25 protein-coding genes are annotated in these 25,495 nt (G+C 71.9%); 8 read left to right on the plus strand and 17 right to left on the minus strand.

Annotated elements, in window-relative coordinates; translation table 11 throughout:
• Positions 1 to 28 precede the first annotated feature (28 nt).
• The 6 genes from ACFYUV_RS23005 to ACFYUV_RS23030 are packed head-to-tail and all read right to left on the minus strand — an operon-like array spanning position 29 to position 6,353.
• Positions 29 to 1,195 carry a lipid-transfer protein gene (locus ACFYUV_RS23005; protein WP_357973396.1) on the minus strand — a complete coding sequence of 389 codons (1,167 nt, stop codon included), beginning with the start codon at positions 1,193 to 1,195 and terminating at the stop codon, positions 29 to 31.
• Complete coding sequence (locus ACFYUV_RS23010; protein ID WP_358288785.1) at positions 1,195 to 1,590, minus strand: MaoC/PaaZ C-terminal domain-containing protein; 396 nt, start codon at positions 1,588 to 1,590, stop codon at positions 1,195 to 1,197. Before ACFYUV_RS23010 ends, ACFYUV_RS23005 begins: the two co-directional genes overlap by 1 nt.
• Complete coding sequence (locus tag ACFYUV_RS23015; protein WP_387671156.1) at positions 1,587 to 2,519, minus strand: bifunctional MaoC family dehydratase N-terminal/OB-fold nucleic acid binding domain-containing protein; 933 nt, start codon at positions 2,517 to 2,519, stop codon at positions 1,587 to 1,589. The genes ACFYUV_RS23010 and ACFYUV_RS23015 overlap by 4 nt, the downstream gene beginning before the upstream one ends.
• Positions 2,516 to 3,670, minus strand: coding sequence for an acyl-CoA dehydrogenase family protein (locus ACFYUV_RS23020; protein WP_387671157.1), 1,155 nt, complete (start codon positions 3,668 to 3,670; stop codon positions 2,516 to 2,518). The genes ACFYUV_RS23015 and ACFYUV_RS23020 overlap by 4 nt, the downstream gene beginning before the upstream one ends.
• Positions 3,670 to 4,737, minus strand: a complete 1,068-nt coding sequence (locus ACFYUV_RS23025; RefSeq protein WP_387671159.1) for an acyl-CoA dehydrogenase family protein — start codon at positions 4,735 to 4,737, stop codon at positions 3,670 to 3,672. The genes ACFYUV_RS23020 and ACFYUV_RS23025 overlap by 1 nt, the downstream gene beginning before the upstream one ends.
• The gene (locus tag ACFYUV_RS23030; RefSeq protein WP_387671160.1) at positions 4,737 to 6,353 is read right to left on the minus strand and encodes an AMP-binding protein; all 1,617 of its coding nucleotides are present in this window, start codon (positions 6,351 to 6,353) and stop codon (positions 4,737 to 4,739) included. The genes ACFYUV_RS23025 and ACFYUV_RS23030 overlap by 1 nt, the downstream gene beginning before the upstream one ends.
• A gap of 187 nt (positions 6,354 to 6,540) precedes the next feature.
• Between ACFYUV_RS23030 and ACFYUV_RS23035 the strand changes: the two genes are divergently transcribed.
• From ACFYUV_RS23035 to ACFYUV_RS23065, 7 genes are all read left to right on the plus strand, one after another.
• Entirely contained in the window at positions 6,541 to 7,191 is a 651-nt protein-coding gene (locus ACFYUV_RS23035; protein ID WP_358288798.1) for a TetR family transcriptional regulator, read from the plus strand.
• A gap of 67 nt (positions 7,192 to 7,258) precedes the next feature.
• Complete coding sequence (locus ACFYUV_RS23040) at positions 7,259 to 8,263, plus strand: sigma-70 family RNA polymerase sigma factor (protein ID WP_387671163.1); 1,005 nt, start codon at positions 7,259 to 7,261, stop codon at positions 8,261 to 8,263.
• 43 nt (positions 8,264 to 8,306) lie between these two features.
• Positions 8,307 to 9,422 carry a steroid 3-ketoacyl-CoA thiolase gene (locus ACFYUV_RS23045; protein WP_387671164.1) on the plus strand — a complete coding sequence of 372 codons (1,116 nt, stop codon included), beginning with the start codon at positions 8,307 to 8,309 and terminating at the stop codon, positions 9,420 to 9,422.
• A gap of 38 nt (positions 9,423 to 9,460) precedes the next feature.
• Positions 9,461 to 10,486 (plus strand): MBL fold metallo-hydrolase, encoded by a 1,026-nt coding sequence (locus tag ACFYUV_RS23050; RefSeq protein ID WP_387671165.1) that lies wholly within the window; start codon positions 9,461 to 9,463, stop codon positions 10,484 to 10,486.
• 25 nt (positions 10,487 to 10,511) lie between these two features.
• Positions 10,512 to 11,186, plus strand: a complete 675-nt coding sequence (locus ACFYUV_RS23055) for a FadR/GntR family transcriptional regulator (RefSeq protein WP_352322012.1) — start codon at positions 10,512 to 10,514, stop codon at positions 11,184 to 11,186.
• 93 nt (positions 11,187 to 11,279) lie between these two features.
• On the plus strand, positions 11,280 to 12,227 hold the full coding sequence (locus tag ACFYUV_RS23060; RefSeq protein ID WP_364330690.1) for a DNA polymerase ligase N-terminal domain-containing protein: 948 nt from the start codon (positions 11,280 to 11,282) through the stop codon (positions 12,225 to 12,227).
• Positions 12,228 to 12,328: 101 nt separating this feature from the next.
• Positions 12,329 to 13,600 (plus strand): S1 family peptidase, encoded by a 1,272-nt coding sequence (locus tag ACFYUV_RS23065; RefSeq protein ID WP_387671167.1) that lies wholly within the window; start codon positions 12,329 to 12,331, stop codon positions 13,598 to 13,600.
• 35 nt (positions 13,601 to 13,635) lie between these two features.
• On the opposite strand, the gene ACFYUV_RS23070 is transcribed toward ACFYUV_RS23065, so the two are convergent.
• From ACFYUV_RS23070 to ACFYUV_RS23105, 8 genes are read right to left on the minus strand one after another with little or no spacing between them, the layout of a single operon-like run.
• The gene (locus ACFYUV_RS23070) at positions 13,636 to 14,553 is read right to left on the minus strand and encodes an aldo/keto reductase (RefSeq protein WP_387671168.1); all 918 of its coding nucleotides are present in this window, start codon (positions 14,551 to 14,553) and stop codon (positions 13,636 to 13,638) included.
• On the minus strand, positions 14,550 to 14,855 hold the full coding sequence (locus tag ACFYUV_RS23075; protein ID WP_358288817.1) for an L-rhamnose mutarotase: 306 nt from the start codon (positions 14,853 to 14,855) through the stop codon (positions 14,550 to 14,552). The genes ACFYUV_RS23070 and ACFYUV_RS23075 overlap by 4 nt, the downstream gene beginning before the upstream one ends.
• On the minus strand, positions 14,855 to 15,844 hold the full coding sequence (locus ACFYUV_RS23080) for an ABC transporter permease (protein WP_387671170.1): 990 nt from the start codon (positions 15,842 to 15,844) through the stop codon (positions 14,855 to 14,857). The genes ACFYUV_RS23075 and ACFYUV_RS23080 overlap by 1 nt, the downstream gene beginning before the upstream one ends.
• Positions 15,841 to 17,322: a sugar ABC transporter ATP-binding protein gene (locus tag ACFYUV_RS23085; RefSeq protein ID WP_387671172.1), complete on the minus strand. Its 1,482-nt coding sequence runs from the start codon at positions 17,320 to 17,322 to the stop codon at positions 15,841 to 15,843. The genes ACFYUV_RS23080 and ACFYUV_RS23085 overlap by 4 nt, the downstream gene beginning before the upstream one ends.
• Positions 17,322 to 18,371, minus strand: coding sequence for a sugar ABC transporter substrate-binding protein (locus tag ACFYUV_RS23090; protein WP_387671174.1), 1,050 nt, complete (start codon positions 18,369 to 18,371; stop codon positions 17,322 to 17,324). The genes ACFYUV_RS23085 and ACFYUV_RS23090 overlap by 1 nt, the downstream gene beginning before the upstream one ends.
• Positions 18,372 to 18,377: 6 nt before the next feature.
• Positions 18,378 to 19,121 (minus strand): SDR family NAD(P)-dependent oxidoreductase, encoded by a 744-nt coding sequence (locus ACFYUV_RS23095; RefSeq protein ID WP_387671176.1) that lies wholly within the window; start codon positions 19,119 to 19,121, stop codon positions 18,378 to 18,380.
• Positions 19,118 to 20,407: an L-fuconate dehydratase gene (locus ACFYUV_RS23100; protein WP_364330707.1), complete on the minus strand. Its 1,290-nt coding sequence runs from the start codon at positions 20,405 to 20,407 to the stop codon at positions 19,118 to 19,120. The genes ACFYUV_RS23095 and ACFYUV_RS23100 overlap by 4 nt, the downstream gene beginning before the upstream one ends.
• Entirely contained in the window at positions 20,407 to 21,252 is an 846-nt protein-coding gene (locus tag ACFYUV_RS23105; RefSeq protein ID WP_352324024.1) for a fumarylacetoacetate hydrolase family protein, read from the minus strand. The genes ACFYUV_RS23100 and ACFYUV_RS23105 overlap by 1 nt, the downstream gene beginning before the upstream one ends.
• Positions 21,253 to 21,903: 651 nt before the next feature.
• On the opposite strand from ACFYUV_RS23105, the gene ACFYUV_RS23110 reads away from it, so the two are divergent.
• Positions 21,904 to 23,088 (plus strand): cytochrome P450, encoded by a 1,185-nt coding sequence (locus tag ACFYUV_RS23110; RefSeq protein WP_358288833.1) that lies wholly within the window; start codon positions 21,904 to 21,906, stop codon positions 23,086 to 23,088.
• A 35-nt stretch (positions 23,089 to 23,123) separates the two neighbouring features.
• Here ACFYUV_RS23110 and ACFYUV_RS23115 read toward each other — a convergent pair whose 3' ends face one another.
• From ACFYUV_RS23115 to ACFYUV_RS23125, 3 genes are all read right to left on the minus strand, one after another.
• Positions 23,124 to 23,945, minus strand: a complete 822-nt coding sequence (locus tag ACFYUV_RS23115) for a DUF559 domain-containing protein (RefSeq protein ID WP_387671179.1) — start codon at positions 23,943 to 23,945, stop codon at positions 23,124 to 23,126.
• Between the two features lie 78 nt (positions 23,946 to 24,023).
• A complete protein-coding gene (locus ACFYUV_RS23120) occupies positions 24,024 to 24,872 on the minus strand; it encodes a CU044_5270 family protein (protein ID WP_387671181.1) in 849 nt (282 codons plus the stop codon).
• On the minus strand, positions 24,865 to 25,437 hold the full coding sequence (locus ACFYUV_RS23125) for an RNA polymerase sigma factor (RefSeq protein WP_387671183.1): 573 nt from the start codon (positions 25,435 to 25,437) through the stop codon (positions 24,865 to 24,867). The genes ACFYUV_RS23120 and ACFYUV_RS23125 overlap by 8 nt, the downstream gene beginning before the upstream one ends.
• Positions 25,438 to 25,495 lie beyond the last annotated feature (58 nt).

The following is a 25,495-nucleotide window of genomic DNA, read 5'->3' on the forward strand; positions in this document are numbered from 1 at the left end:
ACCCTGAGTTGCTTCTCTTAACTGATCGTCACGACGCCGACAGGATCAGGCCGCTCGTCGGTACGCCGGTCCCCGCCGTGACCAGGACGTTCCGCGCCCCGGCCACCTGGTTGGCGGCCGTCCCCCTGATCTGCCGGACGGCCTCGGCGATGCCGTTCATGCCGTGGATGTACGCCTCGCCCAGCTGGCCGCCGTGCGGGTTGACGGGCAGACGGCCGTCCAGCTCGATGCCGCCGTCCCGCAGGTAGTCAGGAGCCTCGCCGCGTCCGCAGAAGCCCAGCTCCTCAAGCTGGGCCAGGACGAACGGGGTGAAGTGGTCGTACAGGATGGCCGTCTGGATGTCCGCCGGGGACAGCCCGGACATCTTCCACAGTTGCCGGCCGACGACGGACATCTCCGGAAGGCCGCTCATGTCGTCCCGGTAGTAGCTCGTCATCATCATCTGGCCCGCGCCCGCGCCCTGCGCCGCCGCCGTGATCACCGCGGGTGACCTGCGCAGGTCGTGGGCGCGTTCGGCGGACGTCACGACCAGGGCCACCGCGCCGTCGCTCTCCTGGCAGCAGTCGAGCAGGTGCAGCGGCTCCACGATCCACCGGGACGCCTGGTGCTCCGCCAGCGTGATCGGCCGTCCGTGGAACCAGGCGGCCGGGTTGGTGGCGGCGTGCCGGCGCATGGCCACCGCCACCCGCCCGAAGTCCTCCGACGTCGCCCCGAACTCGTGCATGTACCGCCGCGCGAACATGGCGACCCACGCGGCCGGGGTCATCAGCCCGTACGGCACGTGCCAGCTCATCTCCAGGCCCTGGGAGGTGGGCTCCCCGGTCAGCCGGGCGTTCGGCTGGCCGAAGCGGCGGCCCGAGCGCTCGTTGAAGGCCCGGTAGCAGACCACCGTCCTGGCCATGCCGGTGGCCACGGCCATCGCCGCGTGCGCGACCGTGCCGCAGGCCGCGCCGCCGCCGTACTCGACGCGGGAGAAGAAGGTCAGGTCGCCGACGCCGGTCTCCCGGGCGACGGCGATCTCCTGGTTGGCATCCTGGGTGTAGGTGACCATGCCGTCCACGTCGGACGGCGGCACCCCGGCGTCGTCCAGGGCGGCGAGCACGGCCTCGGCCGCCAGCCGCAGCTCCGACCGGCCGGAGTCCTTGCTGAACTCGGTGGCCCCGATGCCCGCGATCGCGGCCCGCCCGCCCGGCATCACGCGCTCCCGGGCAGGACGAAGGTGACGGTGCCGGTGGCGTGGTCGCCCAGGCTGACCCTGCCGCGCACCTGCGCGGTGTACCGGTCGCCGTCGCGCTCGACGATCACGCCGCTGAAGCTCAGCCGGTCCCCCGCGTACGCCGGGACGCCCAGCTTGACGTTGATGCTGGTGATGACCGCCTCCGGGCCCGTCCAGTCGGTGACGTAGCGTTCCACCAGGCCCATGGTGGTGAGGATGTTGAGGAAGATGTCCTTCGAGCCCTGGGCGCGGGCCTTGGCGGTGTCGTGGTGCACGGGGGTGAAGTCCCTGGTGGCCAGGGCGGTGGCGATCACCGTCGTGGGCGTCAGGTCCACCTCCAGCTCGGGCAGGGCCGTTCCGGCGGCGGGGGTCACGGCTCCTCCGGCGTCCACATCGGCAGGACGAGCTCGTCGTCCATCGACCGGTACGTCACCCGCAGGGCCATCCCGACCTCCACCTTCTCGACCGGGCAGTCCACGACGTTGCCCACGATCCGTACTCCTTCCGGCAGTTCCACCACGCCCACCACGAACGGGACCTCGCGCCCCGGCACCGGCGGATGGTGGTGGACGACGTAGCTGTAGAGGGTGCCGCGGCCGCTCACCACGACGTGCGACCGGTTCCCCGAGCGGCAGTTCGGGCACATCGGACCGGGCGGATGGCGCAGCTCCCCGCAGTCCGCGCAGCTCTGGACGCGCAGCTCGCCGTTCCGCGCCCCCTCCCAGAAGAACGCGGTGTCCGCGTTGGCCGCCGGCCGCAGCGGGTACGGCTCCCGCGCGCGCGGGGCGGGCGCCTTCGGCCGGAACTTCAGCACCCGGAAGAGCATCTCGGCGACCGGCTGGTCGTCGTCGCCGTACCAGGTGACGTTCCAGGTGGCGAAGTAGCCCTCGCCCAGGGCGGTGCGCTTCGGCCCGGCCAGCGACGTGAAGCGGGTCGCGGGGGTCAGCAGCTCGCCGATCCTGGCGTACCGGTGGTAGGTCTGCTCGCAGTTGGTCGCCACGACCCCGGTGAAGCCCGCGGCGTCGAGCGCGGCCAGCAGGTCGTCCACCGGGGAGCGGTCCTTGGCCTGCGAGCCCGGCCCCTGCATGGTCCACACCTGGGCCATCGCGGGCGGCGCCACGCCTTCCTCCAGGTAGCGCGGGTTGGCGTCGCCCATGGCCGCCAGCCAGTGGCGGATCATGGGCGCGTTCACCGGGTCGGCGGCCGGGGCGCCGCGCAGCTCCCCCATCGCCATCTGCTTGCCGGCCAGCTCGTGCAGCTCCGCGTCAGTCGTGCCGGACGTCGCGGCGGTCGTGTCGGTCATCGCGGCGGCCTCGGCAGGTTCAGGCCGAGCATCGCGATCAGCTCGCGCTGCACTTCATTGACCCCGCCGCCGAACGTCAGCACCACCGCGCCCTTGACGCCGTGGTCCATGCGCTCGGCCAGCTCGGCCGTCTCCGGGTCGGAGGGGTCGCCGTAGCGGGACACGACGTCGCAGACCAGCCGGCCGATCTCCTGCATGCGCTCGGAGCCGTAGATCTTGGTGGCCGAGGCGTCGGGCGCGCCCAGCCAGCCGAGGTCCATGTTCGCCGCCACCTGCCAGTTGAGCAGCTCGTTCGTACGGAAGGCGGCCCACACCCGGGCGAGGGCGCGGCGTACGTCCGGATTGCCGGTCAGCCCGGCGTGCCTGGCCCAGGCGAGGAAGCGGTCGTAGGTCTGGCCGAGGTTGCCGGCCGGGCCGAGGGTGACACGTTCGTGGTTGAGCTGGTTGACGATCAGGTCCCAGCCCCGGTCCACCTCGCCCACCACCATGTCCACCGGGACGCGCACGTCGGAGTAGTAGGTGGAGTTCGTGTGGTGGCGGCCGTCCATGGTGACGATCGGCGTCCAGGAGAAGCCGGGGTCGTCGGTGGCGGCGATCATCATCGTGATGCCCTTGTGCTTCTTGGCCTCGGGGTTCGTCCGGGCGGCCAGCCAGATGTACTGGGCGTAGTGCGCGCCGCTGGTGAAGATCTTCTGGCCGTTGACGACGTAGTGGTCGCCGTCCAGCACCGCCGTGGTGCGCAGGGAGGCCAGGTCGGTGCCGGCCTCGGGCTCGCTGTAGCCGATCGCGAAGTGGCACTCGCCGGCCAGGATGCGCGGCAGGAACCGGTCCTTCTGCTCCTGGGTGCCGTACTGCATCAGCGTCGGGCCCACCGTCTGCACGGTGATGATCGGGTATGGCACCCCGGCGCGGGCGATCTCGTTGGCGAAGATCTGCTGCTCCAGGGGGCCGTAGCCGCCCCCGCCGTACTCCTTGGGCCAGCCCAGCCCGAGCTTGCCGTCGCGGCCGAGCCGGCGGCAGTGCTCCATGTACGCCTCGCCGAACGGGTCGTCGGCGATCTTCGCGCGGTCCTCGGCGGTCAGGCAGCCGCGGAAGTACTCGCGCAGCTCGTCGCGGAGCGCGCGCTGCTCCCGGGTCAGGTCGATCAGCATCAGACGAGGGCTCCGATCAGGTCGAGCTGGGCGTCGGCGCCGCCGAGCAGGTGGGACAGGTGCTTGGCCTGCGCGAAGTGGCGGTGCAGCGGGTAGGTGACGTCGAGCCCGAGGCCGCCGTGCAGGTGCTGGCAGGTGTAGAGCGCCTTGACGGCCTCGCAGACGTGGAACGCGGCCAGCGCCACGTCCTCGTCGGCGGGCAGGCCCTCGGCCAGCCGCCAGGCCGCCGACCACATGGCCACGTCGAGGGCCCGTCCGGCGATGTAGACGTCGGCGATCTGCATGGTCACGGCCTGGAACTCGGCCAGCGCCCGACCGAACTGCCGTCTCGTCCTGATGTAGGCGGTGGTCAGGTCGAGCGCCCCGGCCAGGACGCCGCTCGCCTGCGCGGCGACGGCCACGGTGAACAGGCGTCCGGCGTCGGCGGCCGCCTCGGGCCCGGCCACCGCCTCGGCGGGCGTGCCGTCCAGCCGGATCGTGGCGGCCGGCTCGCCGGTCGAGGCGAACTCGGGGCTCGCGGGCGGCGACGTCACCAGGAACAGCCCCTCGTCCGCGGTGACCAGGACGTCGTCCGCCGGGTAGGGCACCGCGACCTTGCGCCCGGTCAGCGACCAGCCGTCGCCCTCGCGGCGGGCGGCCGTCGTCGGCGGGTCGGCCGGGGCCCGGCCGGGCTCGCGCCGGGCCAGGGTGCCGCGCGTGACGCGCCGTCGCTGGTCGGGGCTGCCGTGCCGGGCCAGGGCCAGCGTGCTCACCAGGACGGGCAACGCCGGCACGGCCACCGCCCGCACACCCACCTCGCGCAGCACCACGGCCATCTCGACGGGGCCGAGCCCGGCGCCGCCCGCCTCCTCGGACGCGCACACGCCCATGAGCCCGGCCTGCCACAGCCCGCCCTCGGCCGCCGAGCCGCCCTGCCCTTGCCCGGCCGCCGGGCCGCTTTCACCCTGCTTGGCCGCCGGGCCGCTTTCACCCTGCTTGGCCGCCGGGCCGCCCTCCCCTTGCTTGGCCAGCACTTCGGCGGTCAGCTTCTTCAGGTCCTGCTGGGTCTCGTCCAGGTTGAAATCCATCAGCTCTCCAAGAGGTGGTGCCTGCCGTGCTCGACGAACTCGTCCTCGATCGCCTTGACGTCCACGCCGGTCAGGGGGCGCAACCCGGACGGGGAGCGCCACCAGACGGGGTCGCCGGTCCGCCACGCCTCCTTGGCCAGGATCCGCTTGATGACCTTGTGGGAGGGGGTCAGCGGAAGTTCTCGACAAATCCGGATATAGCGGGGTAAGGACTTGGGGCCCAGGTCGGTGCGCCCGGCCAGGAACGCCGCGAACGCCTCCGCGTCGAAGGGGACGTCCATGACCAGCGCCGCCATCACCTGGTCGCCGGCCGCCGCGTCCGGCACCGGATAGACGGCCGCCTCCACCACGCCGCCGAACTCCCGCAGGGCGGCCTCCACGGGGGCGACGGCCAGGTTCTCGCCGTCCACGCGCAGCCGTTCGGTGCCGCGTCCGGCGAAGAAGACGTGGCCGGCGGGGTCGGCGTAGGCCAGGTCGCCGGACCAGAACGCGCCGTTCCTGACGCGTTCGGCGTCCGCGTCCGGGTCGTTGTAGTAGCCCTCGAACAGGCCGGGGCCGGCGGTGTTGACCAGCTCGCCGACGGCCTCGTCCGGGTTGAGCAGGCGGCCGCCCTCGATGCGGGCGGGCGGGCACGGGCGTCCGGTGGCGGGGTCGAGGATCTGCACGCCCGCCCCCAGCCTGCCCAGGCTGCCGGGCGGGGCGCCAGGGTCGGGGCTGAAGGAGATGGCCGTCTCGGTGGAGCCGAACGCGTCGATCACCCGGCAGCCGAACCGCTCGCCGAACCGCCTGGTCGCGACCGCGCTGCCCTCGTTGCCGAAGGCGATCCTGAGGGGGTTGTCGGCGTCGTCCGGGCCTTCGGGGGTGGCCAGGACGTAGGAGAGCGCCTTGCCGACGTAGTGCAGGTAGGTGCAGCCGTGCCGCCGCACGTCCGGCAGCAGGCCGGAGGCCGAGAACCGCCTGCGCACGGCCAGCGCCGCCCCCGAGGCCACGGCCGGGGCGTAGGCGGCCATCAGGGCTCCGGAGTGGAACAGCGGCATCGAGCAGTAGACGACGTCCTCCGGCGTGAGCAGCGCGGCCAGGCTCAGCCCCGGCAGCGCCAGCTTGCGCTGCGTGATCCGGACGGCCCTGGGCCGCCCCGAGGTCCCCGACGTGAAGATCAGCATCACCAGGTCGCCGGGAGCCGCCTCACCGGCCCGCCCGCCGCCCTCCCCCAGGGACGACACCGCGGACGACACCATGGACAGCGGCATGCTCTCCACGCCCAGCTCCTCGGCGACCGACGCGGCGAGGGCGGCGAAGGGGGCGTCCCAGAGCAGGAGGTCCACGTCGGTGGCGCGGGCGTCGCGGACCAGCTCGTCGGCCGGCCGCGTCGGGTTCAGCGCGACCAGCACGTGCCCGTCGAGCACCGCCCCGCCGAGCACGAGGAGCAGCTCCGGGACGTTCTCCGCCAGCACGCCCACGTGCAGACCCGCGCCGCGCCCGCTCAGCCAGGCCCCCGCCGCCCGGCAGCGGGCGACGTGCTCGCGCCACGACCACACCGCGCCCTCGAACATCAGCCCAGGTCGGTCGTCCTGCGCCCGGTCGAGGAGCAGGGCCGCCAGCGTCTGCGCGATCATCGAGCCTCCAGCAAGCGCTAGGTAAGCCGAATGGCAAACTAGAACAGATTCTAATATCTGTCCAGTACCGGCCCTCCGCACAATGTTCCGACATAGTCCTGTAACGCCGTAGACATGCGCCGATACGGCCTGTTTGTGACTCGCGAGTAACAAGCCGCGTTGCCGAGAAATCAGATAACGTGTTCTTATGCGTACCTCGCCCGGGTCATTCTCCGCGCCCCCCAGCGACACCGAGGGGGCCGCCGAGGGCCGCGCGGCGGCGGGCGGTCGCAGCGTCCGCACCCGCAGCCAGCACCAACGCCGCAAGCGCATCGTCCAGGCCGCCGCCGCGCTGGCCTCGCGCGGCGGCGTCGAGGCGATGCAGATGCGCACGGTCGCCGAGCGCGCCGGCGTGGCGCTCGGCACGCTCTACCGCTACTTCCCGTCCAAGATGGACCTGGTCGTCGCGGTCGTGGGCGAGGAGATCGACCTGCTGGAGAGCAGCATCGAGCGCCGCCCGCCCGGGGCGTCCACGCCGGCCAGCCGGGCCGTCGACGTGCTCATGCGGGCCACGCGGGGGCTGATGCGCGAGCCGGAGCTGGCCGACGCGCTGATCCGGTCGTTGATCATGGCCGAGGTCCAGACACCGTTCGGCGACCGCATGACGGGGCTGCTGCTGCGGGTCTCCGCCGACGGGCTGACCATCGACCAGGCCGGCGAGGAGCAGCTCGACCTCGCGGGCTCGCTGGCCAGCGTGTGGGTGCAGGAGCTGCTGGAGATGTTGCGCGGGCGGCGCACGTACGACCAGATCCAGCGGCGCATCGAGACCGCCGCGACCCGCCTCCTGGCCGACATCTAACCCCTTCCGGACATCTCCGTCATGCCCTAATCGGCTTTTTGTCGGTGGCGGAAGCTATACAGGGGGCATGAGCGACAAGCCGACGAGCGAAGACTTCCTCCGGCTGGCCGATCCGATGCGGCGCGAGCTGTTCGCACACTGCTACCGCATGCTGGGGTCGGTGCACGACGCCGAGGATCTCGTGCAGGAGACCTATCTGCGCGCCTGGCGCGGCTACGACGGGTTCGAGGGGCGGTCGTCGCTGCGCACGTGGCTCTACCGCATCGCCACCACCGCCTGCCTGACCGCGCTCGACAGCCGCACCCGGCGGCCCCTGCCGACCGGCCTCGGCGCCCCGAGCACCGAGGCGGCCGCGCCCCTGGTCCAGGACGGCGAGGTGCCCTGGCTGGAGCCGGTGCCCGACACGCTGGCCGGGGTCGAGGCGGCCGGCGACCCCGCCTCGATCGTGACCTCGCGCGAGAGCATCCGGCTCGCGCTCGTCGCCGCGCTCCAGCACCTGCCGCCCCGGCAGCGCGCCGTGCTGATCCTGCGCGACGTGCTCAGATGGCGGGCGGCCGAGGTCGCCGAGGCGGTCGGCCTGTCCACGGCGGCCGTCAACAGCATCCTCCAGCGGGCCCGCGCGCAGCTCAGCGAGATCTCGCCGAGCCTCGACGACCAGGTCGAGCCGCTCTCCGCCGAGCAGCGCCACCTGCTCGACCGCTACGTCGCCGCCTTCGAGAACTACGACGTCGACGAGCTGGTCTCGCTGTTCACCAAAGACGCGATCTGGGAGATGCCCCCCTACGTGGGCTGGTACGAGGGCCCCGACGCGATCGGCGAGCTCGTCTCCACGCAGTGCCCCGCCAGCCGGCCGCACGACCTCAGGCTGCTCCCCGTGGCCGCCAACGGCCAGCCCGCGTTCGCCGTCTACTTCCGCGAGCACGACGTCTACCGCCGCTTCGCCATCATGGTGCTGGCGTTGCGCGAAGAAGGCGTCAACCACGTCGCCATGTTCTTTGACCTGCGGCTTTTCGACACTTTCGGGCTGCGCGCCGAGTTCCCCGCCGCAAGCGAGGCTTCCGCCACAAAGTAGAACGCGTTACAGTCGCGGCCAGAGCAACGTTCTGGAGGCGACTGTGGGCACACCTGTGATCGTCGAAGCCGTTCGCACGCCCATCGGCAAGCGGGCGGGATGGTTGTCGGAGCTCAAGCCGCAGCAGGTGCTGGCCGCGGCGCTGAACGGCCTGGTCCAGCGCGCCGGCGTCGATCCGGCCACGATCGGCCAGATGTTCGCCGGGTGCGTCACGCAGGCCGGCGAGCAGGGCGGCCACGTCGGCCGCTACTCGTGGCTCTACGCCGGGCTCCCCTACCAGACGGGCGTCACCACGCTCGACGCCCAGTGCGGCTCCTCGCAGCAGGCCGTGCACCTGGCGGCGGCGATGATCAGGGCGGGCGTCATCGAGGCCGGCGTCGGATGCGGGGTCGAGATGATGAGCAGGGCGCCGCTCGGCAGCAACGTGCGCCCCGCGCGGCCGCGTCCCGACGACTGGAGCATCGACCTGCCCGACCAGTTCACCGCGGCCGAACGCATCGCCCGGCGGCGCGGGCTGACCAGGGAGCGGCTCGACTGGTTCGGCGCGCGGTCGCAGCGCCTGGCGGCCAAGGCGTGGGCCGACGGGCGGTTCGAGCGGGAGATCGTGCCCGTCGGATCCGTCCGCAGGGACCAGGGGTTACGCGAGACCACAGTCGAGAGCCTGGCCGGGCTCAAGCCGGTCGCCGAGGGCGCCCTGCACACCGCCGGCACGTCCTCGCAGATCTCCGACGGCGCGGCCGCCGTGCTGGTGACGAGCGAGCAGGAGGCCCGTCGGCAGGGGCTGCGGCCCAGGGCGCGCATCCTGGCGCAGGCGCTCGTCGGCGCCGAGCCCTACTATCATCTCGACGGTCCCGTGGAGGCGACCGCGAAGGTGCTGACGGCGGCCGGGATGACCATGGGCGACATCGACAGGTTCGAGGTGAACGAGGCGTTCGCGTCCGTGGTGCTCTCCTGGGCCGCGGTGCACGAGCCCGACCTCGACCGGGTCAACGTCAACGGCGGGGCCATCGCGCTCGGCCATCCCGTCGGGGCCACCGGCGCCCGGCTCATCACCTCCGCCCTGCACGAGCTCGAACGCTCCGACACCACCACCGCGCTGGTCACGATGTGCGCGGGCGGCGCTCTGGCCACGGCGACGATCCTCGAACGCCTGACCTGATCCACCATTCACACGCACGTGCTCGATCGGGGGAACCGGTGGGGAAGACCAGGCGCAGGCCGTACTCGGAACAGCGGCCGCAGGAGCTCGGCGGCGGGGTGTGGAGCGTGCCGGTGCCCATCCCGGGCAACCCGCTCGGCTACACGCTGGTCTACGCCGTCGAGTCGCCGCGCGGGCCGGTGCTGGTGGACGCCGGGTGGAACCATCCCGACGCCTGGCAGGCGCTCAGCGGCGGCCTGGCCGCGCTCGGGCTCGACGTCGGGGCCGTGAGCGGCGTGGTCGTCACCCACTTCCACCCCGACCACGCCGGGCTGGCCGGGCAGGTCAAGGAGGCGTCCGGGGCCTGGATCGCCATGCACGAGGAGGACGCCGCGCTGGTCCGGCTCATGCACCGGTTCGCCGCGGAGGAGCACGCGAGCTTCCAGTCCGACATGCTCAGGCGGGCCGGCGCCGACCCCGGCGAGGTGCGCGAGGCGATGGGCACCCGGCCGACGCCGCCCGCGCTGCCCGACCGCGAGCTGCGCGACGGCGACCTGGTGGAGTTGCCCGGCCGCAAGCTGCGTGCCGTGCACACCCCCGGCCACACGCCGGGCCACATCTGCCTGCACCTGGAGGACGCCGACCGGCTGTTCACCGGCGATCACGTCCTTCCCGACATCACCCCGCACATCGGGATCTATCCCTACGACCGCGACGACATCGATCCGCTGGGCGACTTCCTGGACTCGCTCGACCGGGTCGGCGAGCTGGGCCCCCTGGACGCCCTGCCGGCACACGAGTGGATATTTCCCGATGTTGCCGCGCGCGCCGCCGAGATCCGCCACCATCACGAGGAGAAGCTGATCCGGTTGCGCACCCTCATGGCCGAGCGGTCGCGACCGCTGACCATCTGGGAGGTCGCCTCGATGATGACCTGGAACCGCCCCTGGGACGACCTGGCCCCCGTGCTGCGCGGCATGGCGGCCGGCGAGGCCGCGGCCCATCTGCGCACCCTGGAGACCCGGGGCATGGTCCGCCGCGTCCCGGACGTCGATCCCGTACGCTTTCAGGCTCTAGACTCCTAGACATCCGATGTCTAGGGAGAAAAGTGTGGCGGTCACCGACGCGGCCATCGACAAGATCAAGCAGATGATCCTCTCCGGGGAGCTGACCCCGGGCGACCGTCTGCCGAAGGAGGCCGACCTCGCCGAGCGGCTCGGCCTGTCGCGCAACTCGCTGCGCGAGGCCGTGCGCGCGCTCGCCCTGATCAACGTCCTCGACGTGCGCCAGGGCGACGGCACGTACGTCACCAGCCTGGAGCCGCACCTGCTGCTCGACACCATGTCGTTCGTGCTCGACCTGCACCGCGACGACACGGTGATCCAGTTCTTCGAGGTGCGGCGCATCCTCGAACCGGCCGCGACGGCCCTGGCCACCGAGCTGATGCGCGACGAGGACATCGAGGAGCTGCGGCGCATCCTCGACTCGCTGCCCGCGCAGCCGACGGTCGAGGAGCTGGTCGCCAACGACCTGGAGTTCCATCAGCGCATCGCGCGCGGGTCGGGCAACAGCGTGCTCTGCTCGTTCATCGAGAGCCTGTCAGGTCCGACCACTCGGGCCCGGGTGTGGCGCGGCCTCACCCAGGAGGGCGCGATGGAGAAGACCCGCGAGCAGCACACCGCGATCTACGAGGCCATCGCCGCCCGCCAGCCGGACGTGGCGCGGTCATGGGCCACCGTGCACGTGGCGGGCGTGGAGGCGTGGCTGCGCAAGGCCCTCGACTGATCGGCACGCGCGCCCGCTCCCTCGGCCCGGCTCCGCCCGCACACCGCGCACAGCACCGGCACGCACGACCGTTCTCCGGGTAGTAACCGGGTCGTGGCCGACAAACTGGAGCGATACCGCAGCAAACGCGACCCCAGCCGGACCCCCGAGCCCGTGCCCGCCACCCCTCCCGAGGACGGTGGCGGCGCCGCGTTCGTCATCCAGGAGCACCACGCCCGGTCCCTGCACTGGGACCTGCGGCTGGAACGCGACGGCGTGCTGGCCTCCTGGGCGGTCCCCAAGGGCCTGCCCGCCGACCCCGGCACCAACCACCTGGCGGTGCACACCGAGGACCACCCGATGGAGTACCTCACCTTCCACGGCGAGATCCCCAAGGGCGAGTACGGCGGCGGCACCATGACCGTCTGGGACACCGGCACGTACGAGACCGAGAAGTGGTCCGAGCGCGAGGTCAAGTTCGTCCTGCACGGCCGGCGGGCCTCCGGGCGGTTCGTGCTGTTCCGGACGCGGGGCAAGAACTGGATGATCCACCGCATGGACGCCCCCGTCCGCGACCCGTTCCCCGACGTGGAGCCCATGCTGCCCACCGAGCGCGCCCGGCCGCCCAGGGACGCCGCCGCCTACGCCTTCGAGTTCGCCTGGGGCGGGCGCCGGCTCCTGGTCCCCGTCGACGGCGGGCGCACGACGGCCGCCCGCGAGCATCCCTGGCTGCGCCCGCTGGCCGAGTCGTTCGGCAGCCGGACGGCGGTGCTGGACGGCGAGGTGGTCACGCTGGCCGGGACCGAGCTGCTGGTCGTCCAGGACCTGCTGTACGACGAGGGCCGCTCCCTGGTGGACGAGCCGTTCGCCGACCGGCGGGCCGCCCTGGAGTCGCTCGGGCTGGCCGGCCCCCGCTGGCAGACCGCGCCCTCGTGGCCCGGCGAGGCCGGCGCGGTCCGGCAGGCGGCGCGCGAGCAGGGCCTGCCCGGCGTGGTGGCCAAACGCCTGGACTCCCGCTACGAGTCCGGCACGTCCGCGTTCTGGCTGTTCATCCCCTCCTGAGGCCGCAAGCCCGCAAAGCACAGCGCGGAGCGGTACTTGGACGCGGTAGGCGTGCCGGATCGCCTGCTGTGATGGCCCCTCATCCAGACATGGGGGGATCCATGCAGAACATCCGCTTACGCCGTACGGTGCTGATCTTGGCGTGCGCCGTCGTGCCCTTCCTGGGCGCCGGAGCCGCCTCGGCGGTCACCGTCTCCGGCCCCGACCTCACCCGGCAGTCCGCCGACGCCGGGGGCAAGCCGCCGGCCAGGGACTCGACCGGCCCGCGCGGCCAGGTCCCCGGCGGCTTCGCGAGCTGGGATGCGCTCTTCACCGAGCAGACCCGGCTGAACGCCGTCGCCGACCGCGTCACGGCCGTGGCCGAGACCTCCGACGGGTACGGCGGCGTGGTCGTCGCGCCCGAGAACCACGAGGTTCGCCTGTACTGGAAGGGCCAGGTGCCCGCGCCCGTGCGGGCCGTGGTCGACGAGGGACGGCTGACCGCCCCGGTCTCCGTGCTCCCGTCCGCCTTCTCCTACGCCGACCTCCTCGCCGAGGCCGACAAGTGGAGCGAGTCCGGACAGGTGACGGGCGCCGCCCCGCAGGCCGACGGGAGCGGCGTGCGGCTCTCGGTCCCGGACGAGGACACCGCCCCCGACCAGCTCCAGCGGCCGAGCGGCGCCACCGCGCCGATCACGCTGGAGCGCGGCGAGCGCTTCGACCCGGCCTACAGCAGGCAGGACGACGTCCCGAGCTACTACGCGGGCGGCCGGACCTGGAACGCCAGGACCGGCTCCGGCTGCACCTCGGGGTTCGCCGTCTACGACAAGAACGGCAATCCCGGCTTCCTGACCGCCGCGCACTGCGGGGAGTTCTGGGACTCCTTCTACGACGGCGGCGGCTCGGGCAGCCCGGCGAACCGCATGGGCGACCTGCAGTGGCGGCTGCCCAAGCGGGACGCCGCGATCGTCCTGGCCGACGCCACGGCCGACGTCTTCGACGGCGGTCCGGCGGCCGCCACCAGCAACCGGGTGGTCGCGTTGTGGAAGGCGTACGTGGGCAACTTCGTGTGCAACTCGGGGGCGTCGCTGGGCGAGTACTGCCTGATCAAGGTGACCGAGACCGGGTGGAGCGGCACGTACACGAACGGGCAGTACGTCAAGCACATGGTCAGGGCCAAGAGCGTCGTCGGCGGCTGCGCCGTGGCCCACGGCGACAGCGGCGGCCCGGTCTACTCCTACACCGACTGGTTCGACGACGTCGCGGCACAGGGCATCACGTCGGCCGTCAGCAAGCCGGTCGCCTGCGGCGGGCTGGACGGCGGCCAGGTGATCGTCTTCTCCCGGGTGTGGGACGTGGCCCTGGCCTTCGGCGCGTCCGTACAGGTGCACTGAACGAGGACGGCGGCCGGGCGGGGGCCCGGCCGCGGTCAGCCCAGCAGACCCTCGCCGGCCAGTTCCAGCCACAGCTCCTCGGGGACCGGGCGGGACCACAGGGCGGCGTTGGCCAGGACCTCCTCGGGCGCGCGGGCGCCCACCACGATCGAGGCGACCGCCGGATGGCGCAGCGGGAAGGCCATGGCCGCCTGCGGCAGCGAGACGCCGTGGCGCTCGCAGACGGCGGCGATCCGGGTGGCCCGGTCCAGCAGCGGCGCCGGCGCGGGCGCGTAGTCGAAGGTGCCCGACGGGGCCGGCGTGGCCAGCAGGCCGCTGTTGAAGACCCCCGCGGCCAGCACCCGGACGCCGCGTTCGGCGCATGCGTCCAGCAGCGGCAGCCCCGACTGGTCGAGCAGCGTGTAGCGCCCGGCGAGCATGACGACGTCGACGCCGGTCTCCCGGACGAAGCGCAGCGGCGCCTGCCACTGGTTCATCCCGACGCCGATCGCCTTGACCACGCCCTGCTCCCGCAGCTCGGCCAGCGCCGGGTACGCCTCGGCCAGCGCCTGCTCCAGGTGATCGTCGGGGTCGTGGATGAGCGCGATGTCGATCTCCGGCAGGCCGAGCCGGGCCAGGGAGTCCTCCAGGGAGTCGCGCACGCCGTCGGCCGAGAAGTCCCATGCGCGGCCCAGCCCGACCGGGACGTCGAACATCTCGTCGTCGTCGCGCACCCGCGAGGGCACCACCAGCCGGCCCACCTTCGTGGACAGGACGTAGCCCGACCGCTCCGCGAGCGCGGCGCCCAGACGGCGCTCGGACAGCCCCAGCCCGTAGTGGGGCGCGGTGTCGAAGAGCCGCACGCCGCTGTCCCAGGCCGCGTCGACCGTGGCCCGCGCCTGCTCGCCGGAGACCGCCTGGTAGAGGTTGCCGAGCGGGGCGCCGCCGAGGCCGACGCGGGGCAGGTCGATCACGTCAGCTCCCAGACCTGGCGCAGGCCGCCCGCCGACTGGTCGAAGTCGCCGTCGAGCAGGCGGTTCATCTGGCGCTGCCAGGCCTGGTCGGCGGGGTCGTCCTTGAGCGCGGCCTGCAGCGCGGCGTAGTCCTCGACCTCCACGAAGTGGAACAGGTCGAGGCCGTCGCGGAAGATGCGCCACGAGATCACGCCGTGGGCGCGCAGCGCGGACTCCAGGGCTGCCGGGATCGTGGCGTGCTCCCGCTCGTAGGTCTCCTCGCACCCGGGCCGGAGCCTGGTGCGCAGGGCGAGGCGTTCCATCAGTCCTGCGCCTTTCCGCCGGCGATCCTGCTGATGATCAGTGCGATGAGAATGATGCCACCGTAGATGACCGGTTGCCAGAAACCGGAGACCCCGATGAGGGTGAGGATGTTCTGGACCAGGCCGATCACCAGCACACCGGTCAGCGCGCCGAGGACGGTGCCCTTGCCGCCGTCCATGCTGACGCCGCCGATGACGGCCGCGGCGAAGACCATGAAGATCCAGCCGTCGCCCATCTCGTTGCCGATCGCGCCGAGGCGTCCGGTCTCCAGGATGCCGGCCGTGGCGGCCAGGATGCCGCCGAGGACGAACACGCCGAACAGCACGCGGTCCACCCGGATGCCGGCGGCGCGGGCGGCGTCGGCGTTGCCGCCGATGGCGTACAGCGAGCGGCCGAGCCGGAGGTAGGTCAGGCCGAAGATGCCGGCGGCGAACAGCAGCGCGGCGATCCAGATGGCGGCGGGCAGGCCGAGCCAGGTGGCGCTGCCGAGGTAGAGCATCGAGTCGGGGAGCTGGAACAGCGTCTTGCCCTGGGTGAGCCCCTGCTGGAGGCCGTCCACGATGATCAGCATGGCCAGCGTGACGATGAACGCCGAGAGCTGGAACCTGATGATCAGGAACCCGTTGAACGCGCCGATGGCCGCGCCCACGAGCAGGGCCAGCGGGATCACCAGCCAGCCGGGCAGCCCGAGGCCGAACCCGCCCGCCGAGGCCGGGACGACCAGCATCACGGCGATGCCGGGCGCGGTGCCGACCGTCGACTCCAGCGACAGGTCGAACTTCCCGGCGATCAGGATCATCGCCTCGGCCAGCACGAGCAGCGAGATCGCCGCCTGCTGCTGCAGGACGTTCGTCAGGTTGCCCGCCGTCAGGAAGGTCGGGTCGAGGAACGCGCCCACGACCAGCAGGAGCAGGATCACCGGCACCAGGGTCAGGTCGCGGAACCTGGCCAGCCTCAGCCGGGGGGCCGGAGCAGTCAAAGTGGTCACTCTTGTATGCCTTCCATCACGGCCACGAGCTCGTGGTCGGTCCAGCCACGCGGCACGTCCTTGACGACCCTGCCGTGGAACATCACCAGCACCCGGTCGCAGATGCGCAGGTCGTCGAGCTCGTCGGAGACCACGACGGCCCCCGCGCCCCGGCCGACGGCGTCCTCGACCGCGCCGAGCAGGGCCTGCTTGGCCTTGACGTCGACGCCCGCGGTCGGGTTGATCACGACCAGCGCCCTCGGGTCGTCCACGAGCGCCCGCGCGAACACGACCTTCTGCGCGTTCCCGCCGGACAGGTCGCCGACGGGCTGGTCGGGCCCCTCGGTCTTGATGTCCAGGCTCTCGATCATCTGGACGGCCCTGGCCCGGCGCCGCGCGGGCGAGACGATGCCGTAGGCGCCCAGCTTGTGGGCGATCGGCAGGGTCGCGTTCTCCCCCACCGACAACATCGGCACGAAACCCTCGTGGTGCCGGTCCTCGGGCACGAACCCGAGCCCGGCGCGCATGGCGGCGGGCACGTCGCCCGGCCTGACCCGGGTGCCGTCGATCGTGACCACGCCCGTGTCCGGCTTGCGCAGCCCGACCAGGGTCTCGGCCAGGCCGACCTTGCCGCTGCTCGCCGAGCCGGCCAGGCCCACGACCTCGCCGGACCTGACCGAGATGTCCACGTCCTGGTAGCGGCCGGTCAGCGACAGGCCCGCGCCCGACAGCACGACCGCCTCGCCGGGCACGCGCTGCCGGGACTCGTAGGCGGCCGTGGCCTCGCCGGTCATCGCGTCCACCAGCTCGTCCTGGGGGAACCCGGCGACCGGCCGGGTCACGATGTGCCGGGCGTCGCGGAAGACCGTGACGCTCTGGCAGATCTCGTACACCTCGTCCAGGTGGTGGGAGATGTACATCATCGTGACGCCCTGCTCGCGCAGTGAGCGCATGCGGGTGAACAGCCGCTCGATGGCCGGGCCGTCGAGCCGGGCGGTGGGCTCGTCGAGGATGATGAACCGGGCGCCGAACGACAGCGCCCGCGCGATCTCCACGAGCTGCCGCTGCTCGACGCCCAGCTCGCCGGCCAGCGCCTGCGGGTCGACGTCCACCTCGTAGGTGTCCAGCAGCTCGCGCGCCTTGGCCCGCAGCGCCCGCCAGTTGATCATCCGGCCGCGGCCGGTCTGGCGGTTGACGAACAGGTTCTCCGCGACCGTCAGCGCCGGGATGATCGTGGACTTCTGGTACACGCACGCGACGCGCTGCCGCCAGGCGTCGCGGTCGGCCAGGGCGGGCGCCGCCTCTCCCGAGAACAGCACCTCGCCCTCGTCCGGCCGCTGGAGCCCGGTGAGGATCGACACGAGGGTGGACTTCCCCGCGCCGTTCCGGCCGACGAGGGCGTGGGTCTGGCCCTCGGCGATGGCGATCTCCGCGCCGTTCAGCGCGGTGGTCGGACCGAAACGCTTGACGACATTTCGGGCTTCAACGTGATATTTCATCACTTGACCTGGTTACCCCAGAGGTTCTGGTCGTCCACGTTGTCCTTCGTCACCAGCGGCGCCGGGAGCTGGTCCTCGAAGCCGTTGGGCAGCTGGATGATGTTGCTGCCGTGGTCGGTCGGGCCCGGCTGGAACGTCTTGCCGTCGACCGCCGCCTTGGCGTAGAAGATCGCGTACCGGGCGTAGAGGTCGGCCGGCTGCGACACCGTGGCGTCGATGTTGCCCTTGCGGATCTCCTCGAACTCCTGCGGGATGCCGTCGTTGGAGACCACGAAGACGTGCTTGGGGTCGGTCGGCGGGACCAGCAGGTTCTTCTGCTTGAGCACCTGCAGCGTCGGAGCCAGGTGCACGCCGCCGGCGTGCATGTAGATGCCCTTGATGTCCGGGTTCTGCTCCAGGCGGGTCTGGAGCATGGACGCCGCCTTGCTGCCCTCCCACTCGGTCGGCTCGCTGAACACCGTGATGCCGGGGAACTTGCTCTTCATGCACTCGTTGAACGCCTCGGACCGGTCGCGGCCGTTGATCGAGCTGAGCGCGCCCTCAAGCTGCACGACCTTGCCCTTGCCGCCGAGCTTCTCGCCGAGGAACTCGCACGCCTTGGTGCCGTACGCGCGGTTGTCGGCGCGTACGACCATGTAGACCTTGCCCTTGTCGGGCCGGGTGTCCACGGTGACCACGGGGATCTTCTTGTTCTCCAGCTGCTGGAGCGTGTTGGCGATGGCGCCGGTGTCCTGGGGGGCCATGACGATCGCCTTGGCGCCCTGGCCGACCAGCGCCTGCACGTTGTTGACCAGCTTGGAGACGTCGTTCTGGGAGTTCGTGGCGGGCATCAGGTCGGCCTTGAGCTCGGTCGCCATCTGCGGGACGTACTTCATGTAGGAGTTCCAGAAGTCGGAGTCGGCGCGCGGGTGGTCGATGCCCACCTTGCCGCCGCCTCCCCCTTCCGCCGTGGAGCCGCTGGAGCCGCTGGAGCCGTTCGTGCCGCTGGAACCGCAGGCGGCGACGACCGCCAGCAGGGCCGCGCTCGCGACCACCGGACCGATCTTCATGGGGGGTTACCTTCCTTGGTTGGTTGGCCGGAGCCGTAGCCCCTGCATGCCGCCGTCGACCGCGAGCGCGGTGCCGGTGGTCGCGGCGGACTCGGGACCTGCCAGATAGGCGATCGCGGCGGCGACCTCCTCGGCGCTGACCAGGCGGCCCATGGGCTGCCTGGCGTTCAGCGCCGCTCGTTCGGCCTCGGGATCGTCGGCCGAGTCGAGCAGCCGCCCCACCCACGGGGTGTCGGCGGTGCCCGGGTTGACGCAGTTGACGCGGATGCCCTCACGGACGTGGTCGGCGGCCATGGCCAGGGTCAGCGACAACACCGCGCCCTTGGTCGCGCTGTAGAGCGCCCGGTGCGGCAGCCCCGCGGTGGCCGCGATCGAGCAGGTGTTGACGATGGCCGCGTGCTCCGACCTGCGCAGGTACGGCAGCGCCGCCCGGCTCACCCGGACGATGCCGAACACGTTGACCTCGAAGACCTTCCGCCACTCCTCGTCCGGGTTGTCCTCGACCGTGCCCTGGGCGCCGACGCCCGCGTTGTTGATCACGATGTCGATGCCGCCGAGCCGTTCCGCGGCCTCGGCCACCGCCGCGCGCACGGAGGCGTCGTCGGCCACGTCCGCCTTGATCCCCACGAAGGGGTCGCCGGGCGGGGCGAGGTCGAGGCAGGCGACCTGCATGCCGCGCGCCGCGAGCAGGGTGGCGGTGGCCAGGCCGATGCCTGAACCGCCGCCGGTCACGATGGCCTTGAGCGTCATGACGTGGCCCTCCATACCTGGCCGTCGGGGAAGCTGTGGGCGGCGATCGACGCCGCGTGCATCTCGGCGCTGAAACCGGGGGCCATGGGGGCGGTGTAGCGGCCGTGGTCGATGACGACCGGGTGCACGAAGTGCTCGTGCAGGTGGTCGACGTACTCGATCACGCGGCCGTCCATCGTGCCGGTGATCGCCACGTAGTCGAACATCGACAGGTGCTGCACCAGTTCGCACAGCCCGACGCCGCCCGCGTGCGGGCAGACCGGCACGCCGAACTTGGCCGCGAGCAGCAGGATCGCCAGGTTCTCGTTGACCCCGCCGACCCTGGCCGCGTCGATCTGCAGGTAGGAGATCGCGCCGGCCTGGAGAAGCTGCTTGAAGACGATGCGGTTCTGGACATGCTCGCCGGTGGCGACCGGGACCGGCCTGATGCCCTCGGCGATGGCGGCGTGGCCGAGCACGTCGTCGGGGCTGGTTGGCTCCTCCACCCAGTGCGGCCGGTACGGGCTCAGCGCGCTCACCCATTCGATGGCCGAGGCGACGTCCCAGCGCTGGTTGGCGTCGATCGCGATCGGGTAGTCCGGGCCGCAGACCTCGCGGGCCACGCGGAAGCGGCGCAGGTCGTCGTCGAGGTCGGCGCCGACCTTGAGCTTGATCTGGCCGAAGCCCTGGTCGAGGGCCTCCTTGCAGAGGCGTCGCAGCTTGTCGTCGTCGTAGCCGAGCCAGCCGGGAGAGGTGGTGTAGGCGGGGTAGCCGGTCTCGATGAGCCGCTGGATCCGCTCTTCCTTCCCCTCTTCCGCATTTTTCAGGATCTGGAGGGCTTCGTCCTGGGTGAGCGCGTCGCTCAGGTAGCGGAAGTCGATCAGCCCGACGATCTCCTCGGGCGACATCTCCGACAGCAGCCGCCACACCGGCTTGCCCGCCCGCCTGGCCTTCAGGTCCCACAGGGCGTTGACCACGGCGGAGATCGCCATGTGCATGACGCCCTTCTCCGGACCCAGCCAGCGCAGCTGCGAGTCGTTGACCAGCTCCTTGTACAGCGCGCCGAGGTCTTCGACGTCCCGGCCGAGCACATACGGCTCAAGCGCCCGGATCGCTCCGGTCTGCACGTCGTTGCCGCGTCCGATGGTGAACGCGAACCCGTGCCCCTCGACCCCGTCGTCGGTCTTCAGCACCACGTAGGCGGCGGAGTAGTCGGGGTCGGGGTTCATCGCGTCCGAGCCGTCCAGCTCCCGCGACGTGGGGAAACGCACGTCGTGCGTCTCCAGCGCGACGATTCTGTACGCCATCAGGCCTGCCCCACCGTCTGCCGCTGGCGGCCGAGCCCGTCGATCTCCAGCTCCATCACGTCGCCCGCCCGCAGGTACGGCTGGCCGGGCATGCCCATCGCGACCCCGGCCGGGGTGCCGGTGTTGATCACGTCACCGGGTTCGAGCACCATGAACCGGCTCAGGTACCGCACGATCTCGGCCACGTCGAAGATCATGTCCTTGGTGCCGCCGTCCTGGCGCGGCTCGCCGTTCACCCAGAGGCGCAGCCCCAGGCTCTGCGGGTCGCCGACCTCGTCCGCCGTCACCAGCCAGGGACCCAGCGGGTTGAACGTCTCGCACGACTTGCCCTTGTCCCACTGGCCGCCGCGTTCGAGCTGGAACTCCCGCTCGGAGACGTCGTTGGAGATCGCGTACCCGGCGATCACGTCGAGGGCCTCGTCCCGGCTGTCGAGATAGCGGGCCCGCCGGCCGATCACGACCGCCAGCTCCACCTCCCAGTCGGTCTTCACGCTGCCACGCGGCACCAGCACCTCGTCGTACGGGCCGATCACGGTGTTGGCGGCCTTCATGAACACCACGGGCTCGGCGGGCGGCTCCGCGCCGGACTCGGCGGCGTGGTCGCGGTAGTTCAGCCCGATGCAGACCACCTTGCCCGGCCGGGCGATCGGCGCGCCCACCCGCAGCCCGGCGGCGTCGACGACGGGCAGGTCGCCGCGCTCCAGCGCGTCACGCACGCGCGCCACTCCCCCGGAGGCGAGAAAAGCCCCGTCGATCTCGGGCTCCCCGATGTCGCGCAGGGTGCCGGAGGCGTCCATCACCACCGGCCGCTCCTGTCCGACAGGTCCCACTCGCAGCAGCTTCACACCGCACCCTTCACTTATTCATCGGATGTCTGTGCCTCAGATGCTGCTGCGACATGGCGGCGCATGTCAAGGGCGTCCAGCGGGATACCTCCGATCCGTGACCCAGAACGACACCTCGAACCCTAACCAATCACCTCCCTCACCCCCCATGGCTCCGAAGATTCCCCTCCCTTGCCGATCCTCACCACCTCCAAAAACATCGGAGGTACCTCACCCTTTCTCCCTCACCACTCGCCCACTCCTGACGGCTCCCGTCCGTTCGGCGCAACCTCCTTGGCGCCGCCCCAGACGACCCTCGCCAATCGGGGCGTCGGCACGGTCGCCGCCAAGAGCAGCGCTGATGCCGGACTTGGGGGCCGGGCTTGGGTGGGGTTGGGAGTGGGGCGAAGTCGGTTGGCGGTGGTGAGCACGGGGAGGCGGCACCGCTGGTGGTGCTGGGCTGGGGCATGGGTGAGGAAGCGTCGGCGGGGAGGGGGTTGGCTGCTGTCGGGTTGGGCGGGCGGGGACCGGTTATCTGCTCCGGGGTTATGGCGGCGGTGTCTGGAGCGTTGGGAGGGTGGCGGGGTGGGGCTACTTGACGGGCGTACAGTGGCGTAATAGAACACGTTTCAGTACGAATAAACCAAGCGCTTGATCAAGAGGTGACCGCGCGTGCATATCGACCTCGTCGACAGGGACCGTTACGCGACTTCCGGCCCACCCCACGAACAGCTCGCCTGGCTCCGCGCCAACTCCCCCGTCCACTGGCACGACGGCGAGCCCGGGTTCTGGGCGGTCACCCGCTACGAGGACGTCGTGCACGTGTCCCGCCACTCCGACCTGTTCTCCTCGGCCAAGAAGCTCGCCCTCTTCGACGAGATGCCCGAGGACCAGATCGCCCTCCAACGGCTGATGATGCTCAACCAGGACCCGCCCGAGCACACCAGGCGGCGTTCCCTGGTCAACCGCGGCTTCACCCCCCGGACGATCGGCGCCCTCGAACAGCACATCCGCGACATCTGCGACGACCTGCTCGACAAGTGCTCCGGCGAGGTGGACTTCGTCACCGAGGTCTCCGCCCCCCTCCCCCTGTACGTGATCTGCGAGCTGCTCGGCGCTCCCGCGACCGACCGCGACAAGCTGTTCTCCTGGTCGAACCGGATGATCGGCGCCCAGGACCCCGACTACGCGGCGACCCCCGAGGAGGGCTCCGGCGCCGCCATGGAGGTGTACGCCTACGCCAACGAGCTCGCGGCGCAGCGCAGAGCCGCCCCCAAGGACGACATCATCACCAAGCTCCTCCAGCCCGACGACAAGGGCGAAACCCTCGGCGAGGACGAGTTCGACCTGTTCGTCCTGCTGCTGATCGTCGCGGGCAACGAGACCACCCGCAACGCGGCCTCCGGCGGCATGCTGGCCCTCTTCGAGCACCCCGACCAGTGGGACCGCCTGGTGGCCGACCCCACGCTGGCCAGGACGGCGGCCGACGAGATCGTCCGGTGGGTCTCGCCGGTCAACCTGTTCCGGCGCACGTCGATGGCGGACCAGGTGCTCGGCGGGCAGCCCATCAAGGACGGCGACAAGGTCGTGGTCTTCTACTCCTCCGCCAACCGGGACGCCTCCGTGTTCCCGGACCCCGAGGTCTTCGACATCGGACGCACCCCCAACACGCACATCGGGTTCGGCGGCGGCGGCGCGCACTTCTGCCTCGGCAACCACCTCGCCAAGCTGGAACTGCGTGTCCTGTTCGAGCAGCTGGCCAGGCGCCGGCCGCGCATCCGCCAGGCCGGCCCGGCCCGCCGCCTGCGCTCGAACTTCATCAACGGCATCAAGGAGCTCCCGGTCACGATCGCCTGACCTTGCCGACGCCCTCCGAACCACCGGGGACGCCCTCACGAGGACCGCCGGCGCCGGGGATGGCGAGCGGTTCCGCGGCGGGCCGCGCGGATCTGGCGGAGGACGCGGACGGTGCCCTCCGGGCCGGGTTGCCAGCCGCGCTCGATCAACGCGTCGGCGACGTGCCGGAGAAGGCCGGCGATCTGGCCGGGGATGACGTCGCGGCGTACGGCGATCACCCGCCAGCCCAGCCGCCGCAGCTCCTCGCGGCGGGCCGCGTCACGCCGCCGGTCCGCCGGGGAGGTGTGGTGCTCCTGGCCGTCGTACTCGACCCCCACCCTGTACGGCTCCCACCCCAGGTCGAGGTAGGCGTGCCGGCCGCCGCCCAGGGGCACGGCGAGCTGCGTGGTGGGCCTGGGGAGGCCGCCGTCGACGAGGACGACCCGCAGCCAGCTCTCCCGGGGCGAGGCGGCGCCGCCGTCGGCCAGGCTCAGCGTGTCGCGCAGCCGCCAGGAGTCGAGCGGACGACGCCACAGCGCCTCCATGTCGACGCCCCGCCGCGCGAACTGGTCGAGCGCCGCCACCGCCTCCGGACGCGGCAACGACCGGGCGCAGTCGAGGGCCGTGCGCGCCATGGTGGTGAGCCGGACGCCCCGGTGGTCGGTGACGTCGTCGGCGGGCGGTTCGCCCACGTACGTGACGCAGCCGGGGATCGCCAGGTGAGCGGGGGCGATCACCTCCACCGGCCAGTCGGCCTCGGGGACGGAGAGCACGCTCAGGCCCCAGACGTGTGCGGCAGTCTGCCGGCAGACGACGGCCTGCCGGCAGGACCGGGTGATGCGCTCGGCACGGCCGAGCAACGAGAGTGCGGCGTTCACGGGGTCCAGGCTGACGCCCTCACCCCGGCCCCCGCAGAGCCGAACCGCGTTCTGTGGACAACTCGGCGACCCTCCGGCTCATCGCGGTGGCTGGTCGGTCCAGGTGGCGGTCACCCAAACGAAGTCTCGGCCCCACGACAGGCCCCCGTCGCCGCCGTAGAGGTAGTTCGTCCGGATCACCCGTGCGCTCTCGGGATCGACCACCATCCTGATCTCCGGCCCGCCGTCGGGGTTGGGGAAGCGCAGCTCCTGCCCGTCCTCTACCTCGCCGGCGTTCTCGACCCCGGGTGTCGCGGCGAGCGCCCGGAACGCCGCCGACCGGACCTCCGGCGGCGCGGGCAGCTCCGAGATGAGCGCGACCAGGGAGAACAGCGGATCGCCGCGCTGCTCGGAGGAGCTCATGGCGCTGGGAAGCCCGGGCAGCGCGGCGATCCGGGACGTCAGCGCCGCAGGCTCCGTCGGCAGCCCTTCGAGCTCCTCGATGCTCACCTCGGCCCCCTTGAGCCTGAGGGGGTTCGGGTCGGGCACGACGACCCCGGCGGGGGCGTCCGGCCGGCCCCTGGACCAGCGCCGGCCGTCCCGCGTGGTCCAGCTCTCACGGGTGGGGATGTCCACGCCCCGGTACTCGCGGGTGACGTGCCAGTAGCGTCCGGCGCCCTCGGGCGTGCGCTCGGCGCTCGCCGCGGCCATGAGCAGCACCTCCTTGCCCGAGGCCGGCGTGCCGGCGGGCGTGATCGCGCCCGTCGCGAGCACGGTGACGGCCGCCGCGGCGGCGGCCAGGGCGAGCGCGGGCGCGAGCCATCCGGTCCGCCGGCGGTGGGTACGGCCGCGCGCCCTGTCCTGGAGGCGGCTCCTGCTGCGCGCCATCGCCTCGGCGGCCGGTTCCGGCTTGGCCAGCAGGGTGGCGAGCTCCTTCAGGTCATCCACGAGCTGTCTCCTTGTCGACGAGGGCCTGGATCTTCGCGCGCGCCCGGCTGAGCCTGGATCCGACCGTTCCGGGGGCGATGCCGAGCGCCTGGGCCACCTCGTCGTAGCCGAGCTGGCCGAGGGCCACGAGCAGCAGGACGTCGCGCTCGCCCGGCGACAGCGCGGCGAGCGCCCTGGCCAGGTACGGCTGCATGCCCTGGGCCGTGACGGAGGCCACGACCCGGTTCTCATGGCCTTCCACGACGAGTTCGGGGCCCAGCCGGGCCAGCGCCCGGTAGTGGCGGATCTCCTTGCGCCGGTGCCTGGCGATCAGGTTGGTGGCCAGGCCGAACAGCCAGGGCCGCAATCCGCCGCGCTCCGGGTCGAACCGGTCGCGGTGGTCGAAGGCCAGCAGGAACGTCTCGGCCGTGATGTCCTCGGCGATCTGCGTGTCCAGCCGGCCGGCCACGTACAGGTAGATGTCGCGGAAATGGCGGTCGTGCACGAGGGTGAACAGCTCGGGGTCCCGCCGGTACCGGGCGGCCAGCTCGGCGTCGGTCAGCTGTTCGCCCGCTTCGGCGATCACGTTGTCGTCTCCGTCATCAGGCTGCCTTCACGAAGTGGTGGACGGTCACCCATGCTTC

The sequence above is a fragment of the Nonomuraea sp. NPDC003560 genome (assembly GCF_042878785.1).
In the GTDB taxonomy this organism is placed as follows: Bacteria; Actinomycetota; Actinomycetes; order Streptosporangiales; family Streptosporangiaceae; genus Nonomuraea.

What these genes read in the sequence shown, in the direction of transcription:
- ACFYUV_RS23090 (WP_387671174.1), bottom strand. Translation starts at nt 18,371, where the DNA reads ATGAAGATCGGTCCGGTGGTCGCGAGCGCGGCCCTGCTGGCGGTCGTC.
- ACFYUV_RS23095 (WP_387671176.1), bottom strand. Translation starts at nt 19,121, where the DNA reads ATGACGCTCAAGGCCATCGTGACCGGCGGCGGTTCAGGCATCGGCCTG.
- ACFYUV_RS23075 (WP_358288817.1), bottom strand. Translation starts at nt 14,855, where the DNA reads ATGGAACGCCTCGCCCTGCGCACCAGGCTCCGGCCCGGGTGCGAGGAG.
- ACFYUV_RS23035 (WP_358288798.1), top strand. Translation starts at nt 6,541, where the DNA reads ATGCGTACCTCGCCCGGGTCATTCTCCGCGCCCCCCAGCGACACCGAG.
- ACFYUV_RS23040 (WP_387671163.1), top strand. Translation starts at nt 7,259, where the DNA reads ATGAGCGACAAGCCGACGAGCGAAGACTTCCTCCGGCTGGCCGATCCG.
- ACFYUV_RS23020 (WP_387671157.1), bottom strand. Translation starts at nt 3,670, where the DNA reads ATGCTGATCGACCTGACCCGGGAGCAGCGCGCGCTCCGCGACGAGCTG.
- ACFYUV_RS23085 (WP_387671172.1), bottom strand. Translation starts at nt 17,322, where the DNA reads ATGAAATATCACGTTGAAGCCCGAAATGTCGTCAAGCGTTTCGGTCCG.
- ACFYUV_RS23005 (WP_357973396.1), bottom strand. Translation starts at nt 1,195, where the DNA reads ATGCCGGGCGGGCGGGCCGCGATCGCGGGCATCGGGGCCACCGAGTTC.
- ACFYUV_RS23100 (WP_364330707.1), bottom strand. Translation starts at nt 20,407, where the DNA reads ATGGCGTACAGAATCGTCGCGCTGGAGACGCACGACGTGCGTTTCCCC.
- ACFYUV_RS23065 (WP_387671167.1), top strand. Translation starts at nt 12,329, where the DNA reads ATGCAGAACATCCGCTTACGCCGTACGGTGCTGATCTTGGCGTGCGCC.
- ACFYUV_RS23015 (WP_387671156.1), bottom strand. Translation starts at nt 2,519, where the DNA reads ATGACCGACACGACCGCCGCGACGTCCGGCACGACTGACGCGGAGCTG.
- ACFYUV_RS23025 (WP_387671159.1), bottom strand. Translation starts at nt 4,737, where the DNA reads ATGGATTTCAACCTGGACGAGACCCAGCAGGACCTGAAGAAGCTGACC.
- ACFYUV_RS23030 (WP_387671160.1), bottom strand. Translation starts at nt 6,353, where the DNA reads ATGATCGCGCAGACGCTGGCGGCCCTGCTCCTCGACCGGGCGCAGGAC.